The 15,982-nt window shown below is 71.6% G+C and carries 14 protein-coding genes and 3 pseudogenes; 6 read left to right on the top strand and 11 right to left on the bottom strand.

Going from position 1 to position 15,982, the window contains the following annotated elements:
• Window positions 1-87: 87 nt before the first annotated feature.
• From GJ634_RS03855 to GJ634_RS03845, 3 genes are all read left to right on the top strand, one after another.
• Window positions 88-1,371: an O-acetylhomoserine aminocarboxypropyltransferase/cysteine synthase family protein gene (locus GJ634_RS03855; protein ID WP_157500590.1), complete on the top strand. Its 1,284-nt coding sequence runs from the start codon at window positions 88-90 to the stop codon at window positions 1,369-1,371.
• Entirely contained in the window at window positions 1,371-2,552 is a 1,182-nt protein-coding gene (metX, locus tag GJ634_RS03850) for a homoserine O-acetyltransferase (RefSeq protein WP_157500589.1), read from the top strand. Before GJ634_RS03855 ends, metX begins: the two co-directional genes overlap by 1 nt.
• A 104-nt stretch (window positions 2,553-2,656) precedes the next feature.
• Window positions 2,657-3,952 carry an O-acetylhomoserine aminocarboxypropyltransferase/cysteine synthase family protein gene (locus GJ634_RS03845; protein ID WP_157500588.1) on the top strand — a complete coding sequence of 432 codons (1,296 nt, stop codon included), beginning with the start codon at window positions 2,657-2,659 and terminating at the stop codon, window positions 3,950-3,952.
• On the opposite strand, the gene GJ634_RS03840 is transcribed toward GJ634_RS03845, so the two are convergent.
• The 3 genes and pseudogenes from GJ634_RS03840 to GJ634_RS03830 form a co-directional block, all read right to left on the bottom strand.
• Window positions 3,949-4,482, bottom strand: coding sequence for a hypothetical protein (locus GJ634_RS03840; protein WP_197425381.1), 534 nt, complete (start codon window positions 4,480-4,482; stop codon window positions 3,949-3,951). The genes GJ634_RS03845 and GJ634_RS03840 overlap by 4 nt on opposite strands.
• A 244-nt stretch (window positions 4,483-4,726) precedes the next feature.
• On the bottom strand, window positions 4,727-5,365 hold the full coding sequence (gene serB / locus GJ634_RS03835; RefSeq protein ID WP_157500586.1) for a phosphoserine phosphatase SerB: 639 nt from the start codon (window positions 5,363-5,365) through the stop codon (window positions 4,727-4,729).
• 51 nt (window positions 5,366-5,416) lie between these two features.
• A pseudogene (locus tag GJ634_RS03830) lies at window positions 5,417-6,086 on the bottom strand (HpcH/HpaI aldolase/citrate lyase family protein).
• Here GJ634_RS03830 and GJ634_RS16870 point away from each other — a divergent pair.
• From GJ634_RS16870 to GJ634_RS03820, 3 genes are all read left to right on the top strand, one after another.
• Complete coding sequence (locus GJ634_RS16870; RefSeq protein ID WP_394350870.1) at window positions 6,057-6,197, top strand: hypothetical protein; 141 nt, start codon at window positions 6,057-6,059, stop codon at window positions 6,195-6,197. The pseudogene GJ634_RS03830 and the gene GJ634_RS16870 overlap by 30 nt on opposite strands.
• A gap of 258 nt (window positions 6,198-6,455) precedes the next feature.
• Window positions 6,456-8,039: a phosphoglycerate dehydrogenase gene (serA, locus tag GJ634_RS03825; protein ID WP_157500585.1), complete on the top strand. Its 1,584-nt coding sequence runs from the start codon at window positions 6,456-6,458 to the stop codon at window positions 8,037-8,039.
• Window positions 8,040-8,071: 32 nt separating this feature from the next.
• Window positions 8,072-8,515 carry an acyl-CoA thioesterase gene (locus GJ634_RS03820; protein ID WP_331713980.1) on the top strand — a complete coding sequence of 148 codons (444 nt, stop codon included), beginning with the start codon at window positions 8,072-8,074 and terminating at the stop codon, window positions 8,513-8,515.
• A 2-nt stretch (window positions 8,516-8,517) separates the two neighbouring features.
• Here GJ634_RS03820 and thrC read toward each other — a convergent pair whose 3' ends face one another.
• The 8 genes and pseudogenes from thrC to lysW all read right to left on the bottom strand — a co-directional run bounded on the left by thrC (window position 8,518) and on the right by lysW (window position 15,716).
• The gene (gene thrC, locus GJ634_RS03815; RefSeq protein ID WP_157500584.1) at window positions 8,518-9,765 is read right to left on the bottom strand and encodes a threonine synthase; all 1,248 of its coding nucleotides are present in this window, start codon (window positions 9,763-9,765) and stop codon (window positions 8,518-8,520) included.
• Window positions 9,766-9,826: 61 nt separating this feature from the next.
• A pseudogene (gene argF / locus GJ634_RS03810) lies at window positions 9,827-10,707 on the bottom strand (ornithine carbamoyltransferase).
• Window positions 10,695-11,705, bottom strand: a pseudogene (locus tag GJ634_RS03805) ([LysW]-lysine hydrolase). Before GJ634_RS03805 ends, argF begins: the two co-directional pseudogenes overlap by 13 nt.
• Entirely contained in the window at window positions 11,702-12,814 is a 1,113-nt protein-coding gene (locus GJ634_RS03800; protein WP_157500583.1) for an aspartate aminotransferase family protein, read from the bottom strand. The pseudogene GJ634_RS03805 and the gene GJ634_RS03800 overlap by 4 nt, the downstream one beginning before the upstream one ends.
• The gene (locus GJ634_RS03795) at window positions 12,811-13,647 is read right to left on the bottom strand and encodes an acetylglutamate/acetylaminoadipate kinase (RefSeq protein WP_157500582.1); all 837 of its coding nucleotides are present in this window, start codon (window positions 13,645-13,647) and stop codon (window positions 12,811-12,813) included. Before GJ634_RS03795 ends, GJ634_RS03800 begins: the two co-directional genes overlap by 4 nt.
• Window positions 13,644-14,684: an N-acetyl-gamma-glutamyl-phosphate reductase gene (argC, locus tag GJ634_RS03790; protein ID WP_157500581.1), complete on the bottom strand. Its 1,041-nt coding sequence runs from the start codon at window positions 14,682-14,684 to the stop codon at window positions 13,644-13,646. Before argC ends, GJ634_RS03795 begins: the two co-directional genes overlap by 4 nt.
• Window positions 14,684-15,550, bottom strand: a complete 867-nt coding sequence (gene lysX / locus GJ634_RS03785) for a lysine biosynthesis protein LysX (protein WP_157500580.1) — start codon at window positions 15,548-15,550, stop codon at window positions 14,684-14,686. Before lysX ends, argC begins: the two co-directional genes overlap by 1 nt.
• A gap of 1 nt (window position 15,551) precedes the next feature.
• The gene (lysW, locus tag GJ634_RS03780) at window positions 15,552-15,716 is read right to left on the bottom strand and encodes a lysine biosynthesis protein LysW (RefSeq protein WP_058984487.1); all 165 of its coding nucleotides are present in this window, start codon (window positions 15,714-15,716) and stop codon (window positions 15,552-15,554) included.
• Window positions 15,717-15,982: the final 266 nt, after the last annotated feature.

Here is a 15,982-nt window from a genome sequence, read left to right as displayed (position 1 = left end):
GCGGCCGGCGCCGCCGTCTCGCCGGGACCGGGCAAGCGTTGCCGTAACTACCACGCATATTCTATTCGAGCTATATTACTTGGATACATGACCGACGCGAGCGGCGGGCGCCACACCCGCAGCGTCCACGCGGGCCAGGCCCCCGACGAGACGGGGGCGCGCGCCCCGCCCATCTACCAGACCACCTCGTACGTCTTCCCGGACGCCGACGACGCCGCCGACAGGTACGCCCTGGAGTCCGAGGCGGACGTCTACTCGCGCATCTCCAACCCCACGGTGTCGACCCTCGAGGACCGCCTCGCCAGCCTCGAAGGCGGCGTCGACGCCGTCGCCACGAACGCCGGCATGGGCGCCATCGACGGCATCACCACCGTCCTCGCGGAAGCCGGCCGGAACATCGTCGCCAGCGAGGACATGTACGGCGGCACCGGCACGTACTTCTCGCACATCGCGGGCAAGCGCGGCGTCGACACTCGGACCGTCGACGCCCTCGACCCCGCCGACGTCGAGGCCGCCATCGACGAGGACACCGCGTTCGTCCACGTCGAGACCATCGCGAACCCCTCGCTCGTCACCCCCGACTTCGAGGCCATCGCGGACGTCGCCCACGACCACGCCGTCCCGCTCGTCGTGGACAACACGTTCGCCACCCCGCACCTCTGCCGCCCCATCGAGCACGGCGCGGACGTCGTCTGGGAGTCCACGACCAAGTGGCTCCACGGCGCCGGCACGACCCTGGGGGGCGTCGTCGTCGACGGCGGCACGTTCCCGTGGGACCACCCCGACGCCGACTTCCCCGAACTCTCCGGGGAGAACCCCGCGTACGGCTTCGACTTCACCGAGCGCTTCGGCGACCGCGCGCTCGCCGCGGCCGTCCGCCAGCGCGCCGTCCGCGCCACCGGCACCGGGCAGACGCCCTTCGACGCCTGGCAGACGATGCAGGGCGTCGAGACGCTCCCGCTGCGGATGGACCGCCACTGCGAGAACGCCGCCGCGCTCGCGGACTTCCTCGCGGACCGCGACGACGTCGCGTGGGTCTCCTACCCCGGCGACGAGGGCCACCCCACGCACGACGCCGCCAGCGAGTACCTGGAAGACGGGTACGGCGGGATGCTCACGTTCGGCCCCGAGGGCGGCTTCGACGCCGCGAAGGCCGTCTGCGAGGGCGTCGAACTGGCGTCGTTCGCGGCGAACGTCGGGGACGCGAAGACCCTCGTCATCCACCCCGCGAGCACCACGCACGCACAGCTCTCCGAGGACGAACAGCGAGCCGCCGGCGTCCGCCCCGACATGATCCGCGTCTCCGTCGGCATCGAGGACGCCGCGGACGTGCTCGCGGACTTCGACCGCGCGCTGGAGGTCGCTCACTGATGCCGACGACCACCTTCGACGAGTTCGAGTTCGAGTGCGGGCAGACCCTCGAGGACTTCACCGTCGCCTACGAGACGTACGGCGAGTTCACGGGCGACAACGCGGTGCTGGTCTGTCACGCGCTCACCGGCAGCCAGCACGTCCGCGGCCGCGGCGACGGCCAGGGCCGGGGCTGGTGGCACGACGTCGTCGGCCCGGGGAAGGCCATCGACACGAACGAGTACTACGTCGTCTGCGCGAACGTCCCCGGGTCGTGTTACGGCACGGACGGCCCCGCCACCGAGGGGCCGGACGGCGAGCCCTACGGCACGGACTTCCCGCCGGTCACGGTCGGCGACTGGACGCGCAGCCAGCGCCGCCTCCTCGACGACCTCGGCGTCGGCCGCCTGCACGCCGTCCTCGGCGGGAGCGTCGGCGGGATGAACGCCCTCGACTGGGCGCGCCGGTTCCCCGACGACGCCCGCCGCGTCGCCGCCATCGCCGCCGCCCCGCGTCTCGACGCGCAGTGTCTCGGGCTGAACGCGGTCGCGCGACGGGCCATCCGCGGCGACCCGAACTGGAACGGCGGCGACTACTACGACGGCGAGTTCCCGACGCAGGGGCTCGCGCTCGCCCGCCAGCTCGGCCACCTGATGTACCTCTCGAAGGACTCCATGGAGCAGAAGTTCGGCCGCCGCACCGCGGGCCGGGAGGCCGGCAGCGACGCGTTCCCCGTCGACGACGCGGGCGCGTTCTTCCCCTACCGGGACGTGGAGTCGTACCTCGACTACCAGGCCGAGAAGTTCACCGACCGCTTCGACGCGAACAGCTACCTCTACCTCACGCGGGCGATGGACGACTACGACCTCGCGGAGGGGTACGACTCCGACGCCGGCGCCGTCGGCGCGTTCGCCGGCGAGGCCCTGCTCGTGTCGTTCACGGGCGACTGGCACTTCACGGTCGACCAGAGCGAGGGCGTCGCGCAGGCGTTCCGCGAGCAGGAGGTCCCGGTCTCCCACCACGTCGTCGAGTCCGACCACGGCCACGACGCGTTCCTCGTCGAACCGGAGTCCGTCGGCCCGCCGGTCCGGGACTTCCTCGCGAACGGCGTCGCCGGCCGCGCCGTCACCGACACCGTCGACCACGACGACGACCGTCGGACGCTGTACGCCCCCGTCCACAACAGCCTCTTCTCGGGGTAGCGCGCGTCTCCCGGCCGATTCGTCGCCGCGTGCGCGTCACCGCAGCCGGCAGGAACTGCGGGCGACCCCCCGGCTTAACGGCCCCGGGGCACGCACGTACGCCCATGGGAGACGGAGACGACTACGAGTTCGACACGAACAGCGTCCACGCCGGACAGGAAGTCGACCCCGCGACCGGGTCGCGCGCGCCGCCCATCTACCAGACGACGTCGTACGTCTTCGAGGACAGCGACGACGCCGCCGCGCAGTTCGCCCTCGAGAAGCCCGGGTACATCTACTCGCGGCTGATGAACCCCACGGTGGAGACGCTCCAGGAGCGGCTCGCGGCTCTCGAGGGCGGCGTCGGCGCGGTCGCCACCTCCTCCGGGATGGCGAGTCTCGACCTCGCGACGTTCGTGCTCGCGAGCGCCGGCGACAACATCGTCGCGTCCAGCGACCTCTACGGCGGCACGTACACGTACCTCACGCACAGCGTGGAGCGCCGCGGCATCGAGACGGAGTTCGTCGACGCCCTCGACTACGACGCCTACGAGGAGGCCATCGACGAGGACACCGCGTACGTGCTCGTGGAGACCATCGGCAACCCGAGCCTCACGACGCCGGACTTCGAGCGCCTCGGCGAAATCACCGACGAGGCGGGCGTTCCCCTTATCGTGGACAACACGTTCGCGACGCCGTACCTCTGTAACCCCATCGAGCACGGCGCGGACATCGTCTGGCACTCCACCACGAAGTGGATTCACGGCGCCGGCACCACGGTCGGCGGCGCGCTCGTCGACGGCGGGGACTTCGATTGGGACGCCCACGCCGAGAAGTACCCCGAGGTCGCCCAGGACAACCCCGCCTACCACGGCGTGAACTTCTCGGAGGCGTTCGGCGACGCGGCGTTCACGTACACCGCCATCGCCCGTGGGCTCCGCGACCTCGGGAACCAGCAGTCGCCGTTCGACGCGTGGCAGACCTTGGAGAAACTGGAGTCGCTGCCGCTGCGCATGGAGAAACACTGCGAGAACGCCCAGAAGGTCGCGGAGTACCTCGTCGACCACGAGGACGTCGCGTGGGTCACCTACCCCGGGCTGGAGGACCACCCGACCCACGACAACGCCACCGAGTACCTCGACGGCGGCTACGGCGGCATGATCACGTTCGGGCTGGCGGGCGGCTACGAGGCCGCCAAGGAGACCACGGAGAACACCGACCTCGCGAGCCTGCTGGCGAACGTCGGGGACGCGAAGACGCTCATCATCCACCCCGCGAGCACCACCCACCAGCAGCTCACCGACGAGGAGAAGGAGGCCGCGGGCGTCCGCGACGACCTCGTGCGCCTGAGCGTCGGCATCGAGGACCCCGCGGACGTCGTCGCGGACCTCGAGGCCGCCATCGAAGAAGCGTCGAACTAGTCCCGCAGCCGGTGGACGAGCGCGCTCCGCTGGCTGTACGTCTGGTACGCCGCGGACGCCACGAGTACGGCAAAGACGGCGACCGCCCACGCGCTCGCGCTCACCGCGCTCACGCCCGGGACGCCGACTTCCGCGGCGACGACGAGGAGCGCGCCGAGCACGCCCAGCGCGGCGTAGTACTCGGCGTACGAGAGGCCGTACTTCGGGACGACCTCCATGTAGACGCCGACCGCGGGCGCGTTCTCCGCGGGCCGCACCTCCTTCGTCTGCTCGTCGTACTCCACGATGCCCAGCTCCGCGAGCTTCGGCAGGTGGGTCTGCTGGAGGGAGATGTAGACGCTCTGCCGGACGTCGCGCGGCGGCGGCTCCTCGCCGGTCTCCCGGGCCGCGATGACCTCCGAGAGCTCTCGGGCGGTCACCGGCTCGTCGGCGTCGCCGAGCAGCTCGAGGACCATGCGGCGGCGGTCGTTCCGCAGGACGTCGTGGATGTCCGTCTCGGGGAGGTCGGCGGTCGGATTGTCGGCAGCCACTACGCCGGGGTTCGGCGCTTCGGCCAATCAAGCTTCCGCTGGAACTGTCCCCGTAATCACGTGAGGAAAGCGACGTTAACGGGCAATTAAGCAAGGGTGAGAGCGGCCTACGGACAGTCGCCCGGGTCGGTACCGCTCAGTGTGCCCTGGCCGCCCGACTCGGGAACCCCCGCGACTCCACCCGTCGCGGGTTTCTGTCACACGCTTCGAGAACGCGACAACCCCGTCGCCCGCTCTCGCGGGCCTACCCCAGAATCCTTCGCTCGCGCAGCAGCGCCTCCAGTTCGGCCATCGACTCGACGACCACGTCGCAGTGCTCTTCGACGCCGGGTTTCGGCTGGAAGCCGACGCCGCAGCCCGCCTCGTCGAGCATCGGCGCGTCGTTGGCGCCGTCCCCGACGGCCACGGAGTCGGCGACGTCGACGCCGTACTCCGCGCAGACCTCCGCGAGCGCGTCGTCTTTCGTCCCCTCGATGAGCGGCCCCTCCACGTCGCCCGTGAGTACGCCGTCGGCCTCCGGGAGGCTGTTGGCGACCACGCGGTCGACGGACGCGCCCGCGGCGTCGAGGGCGGCCTCCACGCCCGGCCCGAAGCCGCCGGTGAGCACGACGACGCGGACGCCGTCCTCGGAGAGCTTGGCGAGCAGTTCGCCCGCGCCGTCCCGCAGGCGGACGTCGCCGTACACGTCGGCGGCGTCGGCCGCGGAGAGGCCGCCGACGAGCGAGGCTCGCTCGCGGAGGCTCTCGGCGTACGAGAGCTCCCCGCGCATCGCGCGCTCGGTGATGCCGGCGACCTCGTCGCCGACGCCGTGGCGGGCGGCGAGGCGGTCCATCATCTCCGAGTCTGCGAGCGTGCCGTCGAAGTCGAACGCGACGAGCGTCATCAGCTCCGGGTAGGCGACGGGCAGGGAAAAGCCCCGCTCCTCTGGCAGACGTTACTCGCGGCCGTCGAAGGCTTCGAGCCAGCCGGAGACGACCTCCTCCAGGGCGCCGTGGTGCTCCCGAGGTTCAGTATCTGGTAGCCGTCCTCGGCCTTCTCGCTGGCGTCCTCGGTGCCGAAGCCCAGCCCGCCGACCGGGACGCCGGCGTCGACGGCCGCCGCGCGCGCCGTCTCCACGGCCTCCTGTACCTCTGGGTGGTCGAGTTCCCCGGGGTGGCCGTACGCCACCGAGAGGTCCAGCGGCCCGAGGAAGACGAACCCGAGCTCGGGCACGGCGAGGATGTCGTCGATGTTCTCGACGGCTTCCCGCGTCTCGATCGTGGCGCCGACCATCGTCTCGCGGTCCTCGCGGGCGACGTAGTCCTCGGCGAGCCCCCAGCGTCGCGCCCGCGGCGACCCGAGCCCGCGGTCGCCGGGGCCGCCGTCGTACTCGAAGCGCGAGCCTTCACGGCGGCCTCGACCTCGGCGGCGGTCTCGACGCGCGGCAGGAAGACGTTCCGGACGCCGAGGTCGAGGGCCTTCCGCACGAGCGACGGGTCCCTGTCCGGGAGGCGCACGAGCAGGTCGACGCCGGTGCGCTCGGCCGCCCGCAGGAGGTTCTCGACGGTCGGGCCGTCCCACGGGTCGGGGCCGCCGTGCTCGAAGTCCAGCCACACGAAGTCCACGCCGAGCTCGCCGTAGAACTCCACGAGCGTCGGGCTGTACGTCGAGTCGAGCACGCCGACGGCGACGCCGTCGTTCTGGACGCGCTCACGCAACTGGTTCCCGGGCGGTGAGTGAGCCATACCACTACCGACGCGCGGTCCACAGATAGGCTTCGGGGGCCGACGCGCCCCGAACCGGCCGAGGACGCCAGACACCGCGGAACCGGCCGGGGCCGGCAAGCGCCGCCGGCTCGCCGCGCGGGCGTGGGCAAACGTCCACTTTCTGCGGGAGAAGTATGCACGAACGAGGATAGTACGGTGGTGCGTGAACCACCGACAATTCGTGTGCGTGCGGAAACGCTTATCCGCGAGTGAACCGACCGACCTCTCATGAAGGTACTCGTCACGGACCCCATCGCGGACGCCGGCCTCGACCGGCTCCGCGAGGCGGGCCACGACGTCGAAACCGCCTACGACGTGGAGGGCGACGCGCTCCTCGACGCCGTCAGCGACGCCCACGGTCTCATCGTCCGCTCCGGCACCGAAGTCACCGAGGAGGTCTTCGAGGCCGCCGACGACCTCCTCATCGTCGGGCGCGCCGGCATCGGCGTGGACAACATCGACATCGACGCCGCCACCGACCACGGCGTCATCGTCGCGAACGCCCCCGAGGGGAACGTCCGCGCCGCCGCCGAGCACAGCGTCGCGATGGCGTTCGCCGCCGCGCGCTCCATCCCGCAGGCCCACACCCGCCTGAAGGGCGGCGAGTGGGCGAAAGGCGAGTTCCTCGGCACGGAACTCAACGGGAAGACGCTGGGCGTCGTCGGCCTCGGCCGCGTCGGCCAGGAGGTCGCCAAGCGCCTCGGCGGCCTCGGCATGGACCTCGTCGCCTACGACCCCTACATCGGCGAGGACCGCGCCGAACAGCTCGGCGCCGACCTCGTTGAGTTCGACGAGTGCATCGAGCGCGCGGACTTCGTCACCGTCCACGTCCCGCTCACCGACGAGACCGAGGGGCTGCTCGGCGAGGACGAGTTCGCGCAGCTCGAGGACGGCTACGTCGTGAACGTCGCGCGCGGCGGCGTCGTCGACGAGGACGCGCTCGTCGAAGCCGTCGAGGACGGCGTGCTCGCGGGCGCCGCACTCGACGTGTTCACGGAGGAGCCGCTGCCCGACGACTCCCCGCTGCTCGACGTCGAGGACATCGTGGTGACGCCGCACCTCGGCGCGTCCACGCAGGCCGCCCAGGAACACGTCGCCACCTCCACCGCCGACCAGGTGGTCGCGGCGTTCGACGACGAACCGGTGCTGAACGCGCTGAACGCGCCGAGCGTCGACGAGAGCTCGTTCGGCCGCATCGAGCCGTACATCGGCCTCGCCGAGACCGCGGGGAAGGTCGCCGCGCAGCTGTTCGACGGCCGCATCGAGCGCGTCGAGGTCAGCTACGAGGGCGACATCGCCGAGGAGGACCTCGACCTCGTCACCGCGAGCGCCCAGAAGGGCGTCTTCGACCCGCTGGAGTGGCAGGTCAACGCCGTCAACGCTCCCCGGGTCGCCGAGGAGCGCGGCATCGACGTCACCGAGTCGAAGACCCGCCAGAGCGAGGACTTCCAGAGCCTCGTCTCGGTCACGGTCGGGAACAGCGACGAGGAGCTCACCGTCTCCGGCACGCTGTTCGCGGGCGACGACCCCCGCCTCGTGAAGATCGACGGCTACCGCGTCGACGCCGTCCCGCACGGCCACATGCTCGCCGCGCGCAACAAGGACGAGCCCGGCGTCATCGGCTTCATCGGCACCGTGCTCGGCGACGCCGACGTCAACATCGCGGGGATGTTCAACGCCCGCGAGACCATCGGCGGCGAGGCGCTGACCGTCTACAACCTCGACTCCACGGTCCCCGAGGAAGCCCTCGAGGAGCTGCTCGCGGACGACCGCATCATCGACGTCCACAACATCGAGCTGAACGGCGAGTAGCGCTTTTCTACCGGGGGCGCGTTCGTTCCCCCGTGCCGACTGTCTCCGAGACGTACGTCGAGAACCGCGTGCGCGTCCAGCCCGACGACACGAACAACTACGCGTCCGCGCACGGCGGCAACGTCGTGAAGTGGATGGACGAGGTCGGCGCGATGTCCGCGATGCGGCTCGCGGGCGCCACCTGCGTCACCGCGCGCATCAACGGCCTCGACTTCGAGCGCCCGATTCCGCAGGGCGACATCTGCGTCATCGAGTCGTACGCGTACGCCGCTGGCACGAGCAGCGTGCGCGTCCGCCTGCGGGCGTTCCGCGAGGACCCCCGGACGGGCGACACCGAGCAGACGACGAGCTCGCACTTCGTGTTCGTCGCCGTCGACGAGGAGATGGAGCCGACGACGGTCCCCGAGCTCGCGGTCGAGACCGAGCGGGACCGCCGGCTCGAGCAGGAAGCGCTCGCCAGCGAGAACAGCGAGTAGGGCTACAGCGCGTCCAGCACGCCGTCCGCGTCCGCGGGCACGGGCGTCGTGTCGCCGCCGGCTTCGGCGGCCGCCTCGGGGTCCTTCAGGAGGTGCCCCGTCGTCAGGCAGACGACGCGCTCGTCGGCGGTGATGTCGCCGCGCTCGCGGAGCTTCAGGAGGCCGGCGACGCTCGCCGCGGACGCCGGCTCCACGCCGACGCCGTCCTCGGCGAGCATGCGCTGGGCCTCGGTGATCTTCTCGTCGGAGACCGCGACCGCGGTGCCGCCCGTGTCGTAGATGCCGGGCAGCGCCTTCGGCGCGTTCACGGGGTTGCCGATGCGGATGGCGGTCGCGCGCGTCTCCACGTCGTCCCACCGCTCGACGTAATCCCGCCCCTCCTCGACGGCCTCGACCATCGGCGCCGCGCCCTCGGCCTGCACGCCCGTCAGCTTCGGCACGTCGGCCTCGTCGAGCTCGCCCGCCTCGACGAGCTCGCGGAAGCACTTGTAGAGGGCCGCCGTGTTCCCCGCGTTCCCGACCGGGAGCACGATGCGGTCCGGGAGGCGGCCGTGGGCGTCCCGGGACTGCTCGAGGATCTCGAGCCCGATGGTCTTCTGGCCCTCCAGTCGGAACGGGTTCAGGCTGTTCAGGAGGTACGCCTCCCCACGGTCGGCGAGCTCCGAGACGACGTCGAGGCAGTCGTCGAAGTTCCCGTCGACCTCGCAGATGCGCGCGCCGTGCAGCGCCGCCTGCGCGACCTTCCCCGCGGCGACCTTCCCCGCCGGCAGGAGCACGAGCACGGGCGTGTTCGCGCGAGCGCCGTACGCCGCCAGCGCCGCCGACGTGTTCCCGGTGGAGGCGCAGGCGAGCCGGTCGACGCCGAGCCGGTCGGCGACCTTCACGCCGACGGTCATCCCGCGGTCCTTGAAGCTACCAGTCGGGTTCGCGCCCTCGTGTTTCACGCGGAGGTCCGCGACGTCCGCCTCGGCCTCGATTTCGGGGACGTCGTACAGCGGCGTGTTCCCCTCGCGAATCGAGACGCCCTCGGCGAACGGGAGCGCCGCGGCGTACCGCCAGACGCCATCGCCGGAGAAGTCGTCGAACGTCGGGTACTCGTCGTAGCGGGCTTCCAGCAGGCCGCCGCAGTCGGGACACTCGTACACCACGTCGTCGAACGGCGCGATGGTGTCGCCGCACTCGACGCACGCCAGCCAGACGCCGTCGTCGGCGACGGCCGGGGTCGAGCCGCCCAGCGAGAGGTCGGTCATGGTCACGTCTCGGTGACGGAGACACAAATACGGGGCGGGTGTCGCGCGTTTTGCCGGCCGGTCAGTCGACGAGCTCGACGAGCAGCGCCTTCTGGGCGTGCAGGCGGTTCTCGGCCTGCTGCCAGACGACGGACTGCTCGCCGTCGATGACGTCGGCGGTGACCTCCTCGCCGCGGTTCGCCGGCAGGCAGTGCATGAACGCGGCGTCCCCGAGCAGCTCCTCGTCCACCTGGAACTCCTCGAAGGCGTCGAGGCGCTGCTCGCGTTCGTCCTCCTGGCCCATGCTCACCCAGACGTCCGTGTAGACGACTCGGCGTCCTCGGTGGCCGCCTCGGGGTCCGTGGTCACGGTCACGTCGCCGTGCTCCTCGGCGCGCGCGATTACCGAGTCGTCGAGCGCGTACGCCTCGGGCGTAGCCACCTGCACGTCGTAGCCCATCATCGCCGCGCCGACGGTGAACGACGCCGCGACGTTGTTGCCGTCGCCGACCCACGCGACCGTCGCGGCGTCGCCGGCGACCTCGCGGAGCGTCAGGAGGTCCGCGAGCGCCTGACACGGGTGGGCGTCGTCCGTGAGCCCGTTCACGACCGGGGCGTCGGCGTGCGCGGCGATCTCCTCGAGGTCGTCGTGGTCGAAGACGCGGGCCATCACCGCGTCGACGTACCGGCCGAGCGCGCGGGCGGTGTCCGCGACGGGCTCGCCGCGGCCCAGTTGGATGTCGTCGTCGCCGAGGAAGACGGCGTGGCCCCCGAGCTGGGTCATCCCGACCTCGAAGCTCACGCGGGTTCGCGTCGACGGCTTCTCGAACAGCATCGCCAGCGAGCGCCCGGGGAGGGCCTCGTGGGGCATGCCGTCGGCTTGCGCGCGCTTCAACGCGGCCGCGTCGTCGACGACGGCGGCCAGTTCGTCTGTCGTGAGGTCGTCGATTGTCAGGAAGTGCATAGGCGGTCTGCTGCGGTGGTGAGTACGTCGACGCCGCGGTCGAACGCGGCGAGGTCGATGCGTTCGTCGGGCGCGTGGTCCAGCTCGGAGTCCCCGGGGCCGTAGGTGGCGACCGGGCAGTCCCACGCGCCGGCGTAGATGTTCGCGTCGCTCGTCCCGGTCTTCCGGAGGTGCGTTGGGTCGCCGCCGGCCTCCCGGATGCCCGCGCGGAGCGCGCCGGCAACGGGCGTCCGCGGGCTCGCCATCACGGGCGGAATCGACTCCGTCCACGTCACCGACCCGTGCGTGGTGCAGTCCGCGACGGTCTCGTGGACGTCCTCGGTGGTGGTGCCGGGCGGCAGCCGGAACTGCATCTCCACGGTCGCCTCGACGGCCGTTCCGTCCTCCGCGAGGCCGCCGTCGAAGGAGACGGGCTTGACGGTCACCGACTCGAAGACGGTGTCGTCGTCGGGGAACGCCGCCCGCACGCGCTCGGTCCACGCGGTCGCGAGCTGGACGGCGTTCGGTTCGGGCCGCGAGGAGTGGCCGCTCTCGGTGGCGACCTCGTAGGTGCCCGCGACGAGCCCCCCGGTAGCCCAGCGTGAGCGCGTCCCAGCCGGAGGGTTCGCCGTTCACGACGGCGTCGGGCTCCGCGCGGTCCTCGACGAGGTGGCGCGCGCCGGCGGAGGTGGTCTCCTCCTCGACGCGCCCGCGAACGAGGCGCCGGTCTCGACGCTCGCCGCGGCCATCGCGGCCAGCGGCCCGGTCGCGTCCACGCTGCCCCGGCCCCAGAGTTCGCCATCTTCGACGCGCACGTCGATGTGGCCGGGGACGGTGTCGACGTGGCTCGTGAGGAGCACGCTGTCGTCGGCGGGCGCGCGGACGTTGCCCGCGTCGTCGGTGTACGCCTCGCGGCCGTGGCGCTCGAAGTAGTCGACGAGCACGCCCGCGGCCTCGGCCTCCGCACCCGAAACGGAGGGGGTCGAGACGAGCGCTTCGAGCAGCTCCCGCGGGGTCATAGCTCCTCGGCGAGCGCGTCCACCACGCGGTCGGCGTGGGACTCCGTGACAGTTAGCGGCGGTAGCAGCCGGACTACCGTGCGGCCGGCGGGGAGCGCGAGAATCCCGTGGTTCAGCGCGAGCGACTTCAGCGCCCGGTTCGCCCCCCGTTTCACCTCGACGCCGACCATCAGCCCCTCGCCGCGCACGTCGCGCACGTCGAGCGCCGAGAGCTCGGCCCGGAGGTGGTCGCCGACGCTCGCCGCGTTCGCCGCGAGGTCCTCGTCCTCGAGCACGTCGAGGGTCGCGAGCGCCGCGGCGCACGGGACGGGGCCGCCGGAGAACGTCGACCCGTGGTCGCCGCTGTCCTCGGCGAGCCAGTCAGCGACCAGCGTCGCGCCGATTGGGAGGCCGCTGCCCAGTCCCTTCGCGACGGTGAGCGCGTCCGGGGCGACGCCGGCCTGCTCGCACGCCCACAGCGTGCCCGTGCGGCCGAGGCCGGTCTGAATCTCGTCGAAAATCAGCGCCGCGCCGGTCTCGTCGCAGGCGTCGCGTGCGGCCTGCAGGTACCCCTCGGGCGCGGGGTGGACGCCGCCCTCGCCCTGAATCGGCTCGAGGACGACGGCCGCCGTCTCGTCGTCGACGGCGTCCGCGAGCGCCTCGCCGTCCCCGTAGTCGACGAACTCGACGTTCTCGGGGACCGCGAACCCCTCGCGGTACTTCTGCTTCCACGTCGCCGCCAGCGACCCGAGCGTGCGGCCGTGGAACGCGCGCTTCGCCGCGACGACCTTCTCGCGGCCGGTCGCGTGGCGCGCGAACTTCAGCGCCGCCTCGTTGGCCTCCGTCCCGGAGTTGCAGAGCCAGACGTTCGAGAGGTCGCCGGGCGCGACGTCCGCGAGCCGGTCGTACAGCGCGGTCCGGGTCCCCGTGGGGTACGAGCCCTGCACGAACAGCAAATCGCTGGCCTGCGACTCGACGGCCTCGACCACGTCGGGGTGGCAGTGGCCGACGGGCGCGCACGCGTACGACGCGCCCATGTCGAGGTACTCGGTCCCGCCGTCGTCGTAGACGAACGGGCCCTCGCCGGACTCGATCTGGATGGGCTTCTCGCCGAAGACGAACCCGCTCATGGCAGGGCCTCCGGGCTGAAGCGCGTCCCAGCGCCCTCGAGCGCGGCGACGATGGGGTCGCGGCGGTTCGCGTCCGACACCACGACCGACTCCGCGCCGCCCTCCAGCGCTTCCGTCGCCGCCAGCACCTTCTTCGTCATGAACCCCTCGGCGGCGTCCTTCGCGCCGTCGAGGTCTTCGGGCGTCAGCACCTCCTCGATGAGCGACTCGGGGTCGTCGGGGTCCGCGTAGACGCCCTCGACGTCCGTCAGGACGACCAGCGTCGCGTCCAGCGCGCCAGCCACCGCGGCGGCCGCGCGGTCCGCGTCCGCGTTCACGGGCGTCCACTCCTCGCCGTCCTCGCTCTCGCGCGCGAACATCGGCACCGAGACGACGGGCACGTAGCCCGCGTCCAGCTGGGCCGCCAGCAGGTCGGTGTTGACGTCCTCGATGGTGCCGGAGTGCTCGCCGCGGCGGATCTTCTTCTTGCCGTCCTCGACGACGCGCACCGCGGACTTCCGCGGCCCCGACAGGAGCTTCCCGTCGACGCCGTTCAGCCCGACGGCGGGCACGCCCGCGTTCTCGAACGCCGCGACGAGGTCGGTGTTGACCTTCCCCATCGCCATCTCGAAGATCTCCATCGTCTCCGCGTCCGTGAACCGGCCGGTGACGCCCGACGGCGACTCCACGTAGTCGGGCTCCTTGCCCATCCTGTCGAGCGCGTCGTCGACGGCGGTCGACCCGCCGTGGACGACCACGACGTCCTCGTCGTTCACCGTGAGGTGCGCGACGTCGGTCACCGCGCCCGCCGGGTCGACGGCGCGCGCGCCGCCGATTTTCACGACGACGGTCATGGACTCCCCACCGGGTGCAACCCGAGCTGGTCGAGGCCCGTGGTCTCCCCGAAGCCGAGCGCGAGGTTCGCCGCGTGGACGGCCTGCCCCGCGGAGCCTTTCATCATGTTGTCGATGGCCGAGAACGCGACGACGCGGTCGTTGTCCTCGTCCAGCTCGAAGCCGACCTCCGCGCCGTTCGTGCCGGCGACGGCCTTCGGCTCGGGGTAGCGGTAGACGCCGCCGCCGCCCGCGACGATGTCGACGAACGGCTCGTCCTCGTACGTCTCCCGGTACGCCGTCCAGAGGTCGCCTGTCGAAGGCGTCTCGTCGGGGAACACGTGGCATGTCGCGCTCGCGCCGCGCACCATGTCGACGGCGTGCGCCGTGAACGACACCGAGAGGCCGAGCTCCTGCTCGATTTCTGCCTCGTGGCGGTGGCCCGTGGGCGCGTACGGGCGCACGACGCCCGAGCGCTCGGGGTGCGAGGAGGCGGGGCCGCCGCCCGCGCCGCCCTCCGAGGAGCCGACCTTCACGTCCACGACGACGTGGGCGTCCTCGAGGAGGCCGGCCTCGTGCAGCGGGAGCAGGCCGAGAATCGTCGCGGTGGCGTTGCAGCCGCCCCCCGCAATTAGGTCCGCGCCGTAGAGGTCGTCCCGGGAGAGCTCCGGGAGCGCGTACACCGCGTCGTCGATGTGCTCGGGCGCGCTGTGGCCGTCGTACCACTCCTCGTACTGGGCTTCGCTGTCCAGCCGGAAGTCCGCGCTCAGGTCGACCACGGTGTCCGCGACGGCCCGCCACTCCTCGAGGTGGTCCATCGCGACGCCGTGGGGCGCCGCCGCGAACAGCACGTCGACGGCCTCGAGGTCCGACGGCGGCGTGAACCGCACGCCGAGGTCGCGGAGGTTCGGGTGGACGCTGCCGACGGTCTTGTTCGCGTACTCGCGGCTGGTCGCCTGCGCCACCTCGAACTCGGGGTGGCCGGCGAGCAGCCGCAGGAGCTCGCCGCCCGCGAACCCGCTCGCGCCGACGACGGACGCGGTCGTCGTGCCGGCCATCAGGGCGTCACCCCGACTTCGGCGGCCGCGCGGTCCTCCAGCCAGTCGACGACCGTGCCGGGCACGTCGACGTCGCTGGCCTCGTTCAGCGCCTTGAACTCGACGGTGTGGTTGACCTCGTGGACGGTGTAGCCGTCGCCGGTCTCCATCAGGTCGACGCCGAGCAGGCCGCCGCCGACCGCGTCGCTGGCGGTCTCGACGAGCCCGGCGACCTCCTCGTCGACCTCGAAGGAGTCGGTCTCGGCGCCCTTCGCGGCGTTGGTCAGCCAGTGGTCGCCCGAGCGCGTCATCGCGGCGACGGGCTCGCCGTCGGTCGCGAGCACGCGGATGTCCCGGCCGGGCTTCTCCACGAAGTCCTGCACGTAGAACACCTTGTGCTCGTAGTGCCCGAGCGTCGCCTTGTGCTCGAGGACCGCCTCGGCGGCGTTCCGCGAGTCCAGTTTCGCCATCAGGCGGCCCCACGAGCCCACGACGGGCTTCAGCACGCAGGGGTAGCCGTACGCCTCGACGGCCTCCAGCGCGCTCTCGGTGGTGAACGCGACCGTGGTGTCGGGCGTGGGGAGTCCCGCGTCGTCGAGCGCGAGGCTCGTCCGCACTTTGTCCGCGCAGACGGCCGCGGTCTCGGGGCTGTTCACGACGGGGACGTCGTAGTGCCGGCAGAACTCCGTGGCGTACTTGCTGCGGCTGGTCGCCAGACAGCGGTCGACCACGAGGTCGCAGTCCGCGATGGCGGCGTCGCTGTCGTCGAGGCCGAAGCCGTGCTTGCGCACGTCGATCTTCTCGACGTCGTGGCCGCGCTCGCGGAGCTCCCCGAGCAGCAGTTTCTCGTCCTTCCGGATCCGGGAGTACAGGATGCCGACGCGCAACTTACTCCCCCCAGTCCTCGGAGAGCTCGGGCGCTCGATCGAGGACCGGCGGGGCGGTGTCGACGACTTCCAGTTCGGTGCCACAGGTGTCGCAGTCGACGATTTCGCCGACTTCGAGGTCGTCGTGCAGGGCCACGTCGGACCCGCATTCGGGACATGTGCTCATAGCACTCCCACGTTCTCACTGATGGCACTTAAGCTAATCGGACTTGTCAAACAAACATCACTAACTGCAGGAGCGGCTAACGGCGCGAAGCCGCCGAGAACGAGCGACCGACCGGAACCAGATTCGTTGTAAGTACGATGTGTATTCACCCACGGAGGGGCGGTCGTTCTCGTCGCAGCGCGAACGCGGGGCCGTCGGCGGACGCCTCACGCATACGTCGCCACCTCCGCGGCGAGGTCGTCGGCCGCCGCCGCCAGCGCCGCCTC

Origin of the sequence: Halobacterium sp. CBA1126, assembly GCF_009741975.1 — an archaeon.
In the GTDB taxonomy this organism is placed as follows: Archaea; Halobacteriota; Halobacteria; order Halobacteriales; family Halobacteriaceae; genus Halobacterium.
This window is presented reverse-complemented; position numbering and strand designations above follow the sequence as displayed.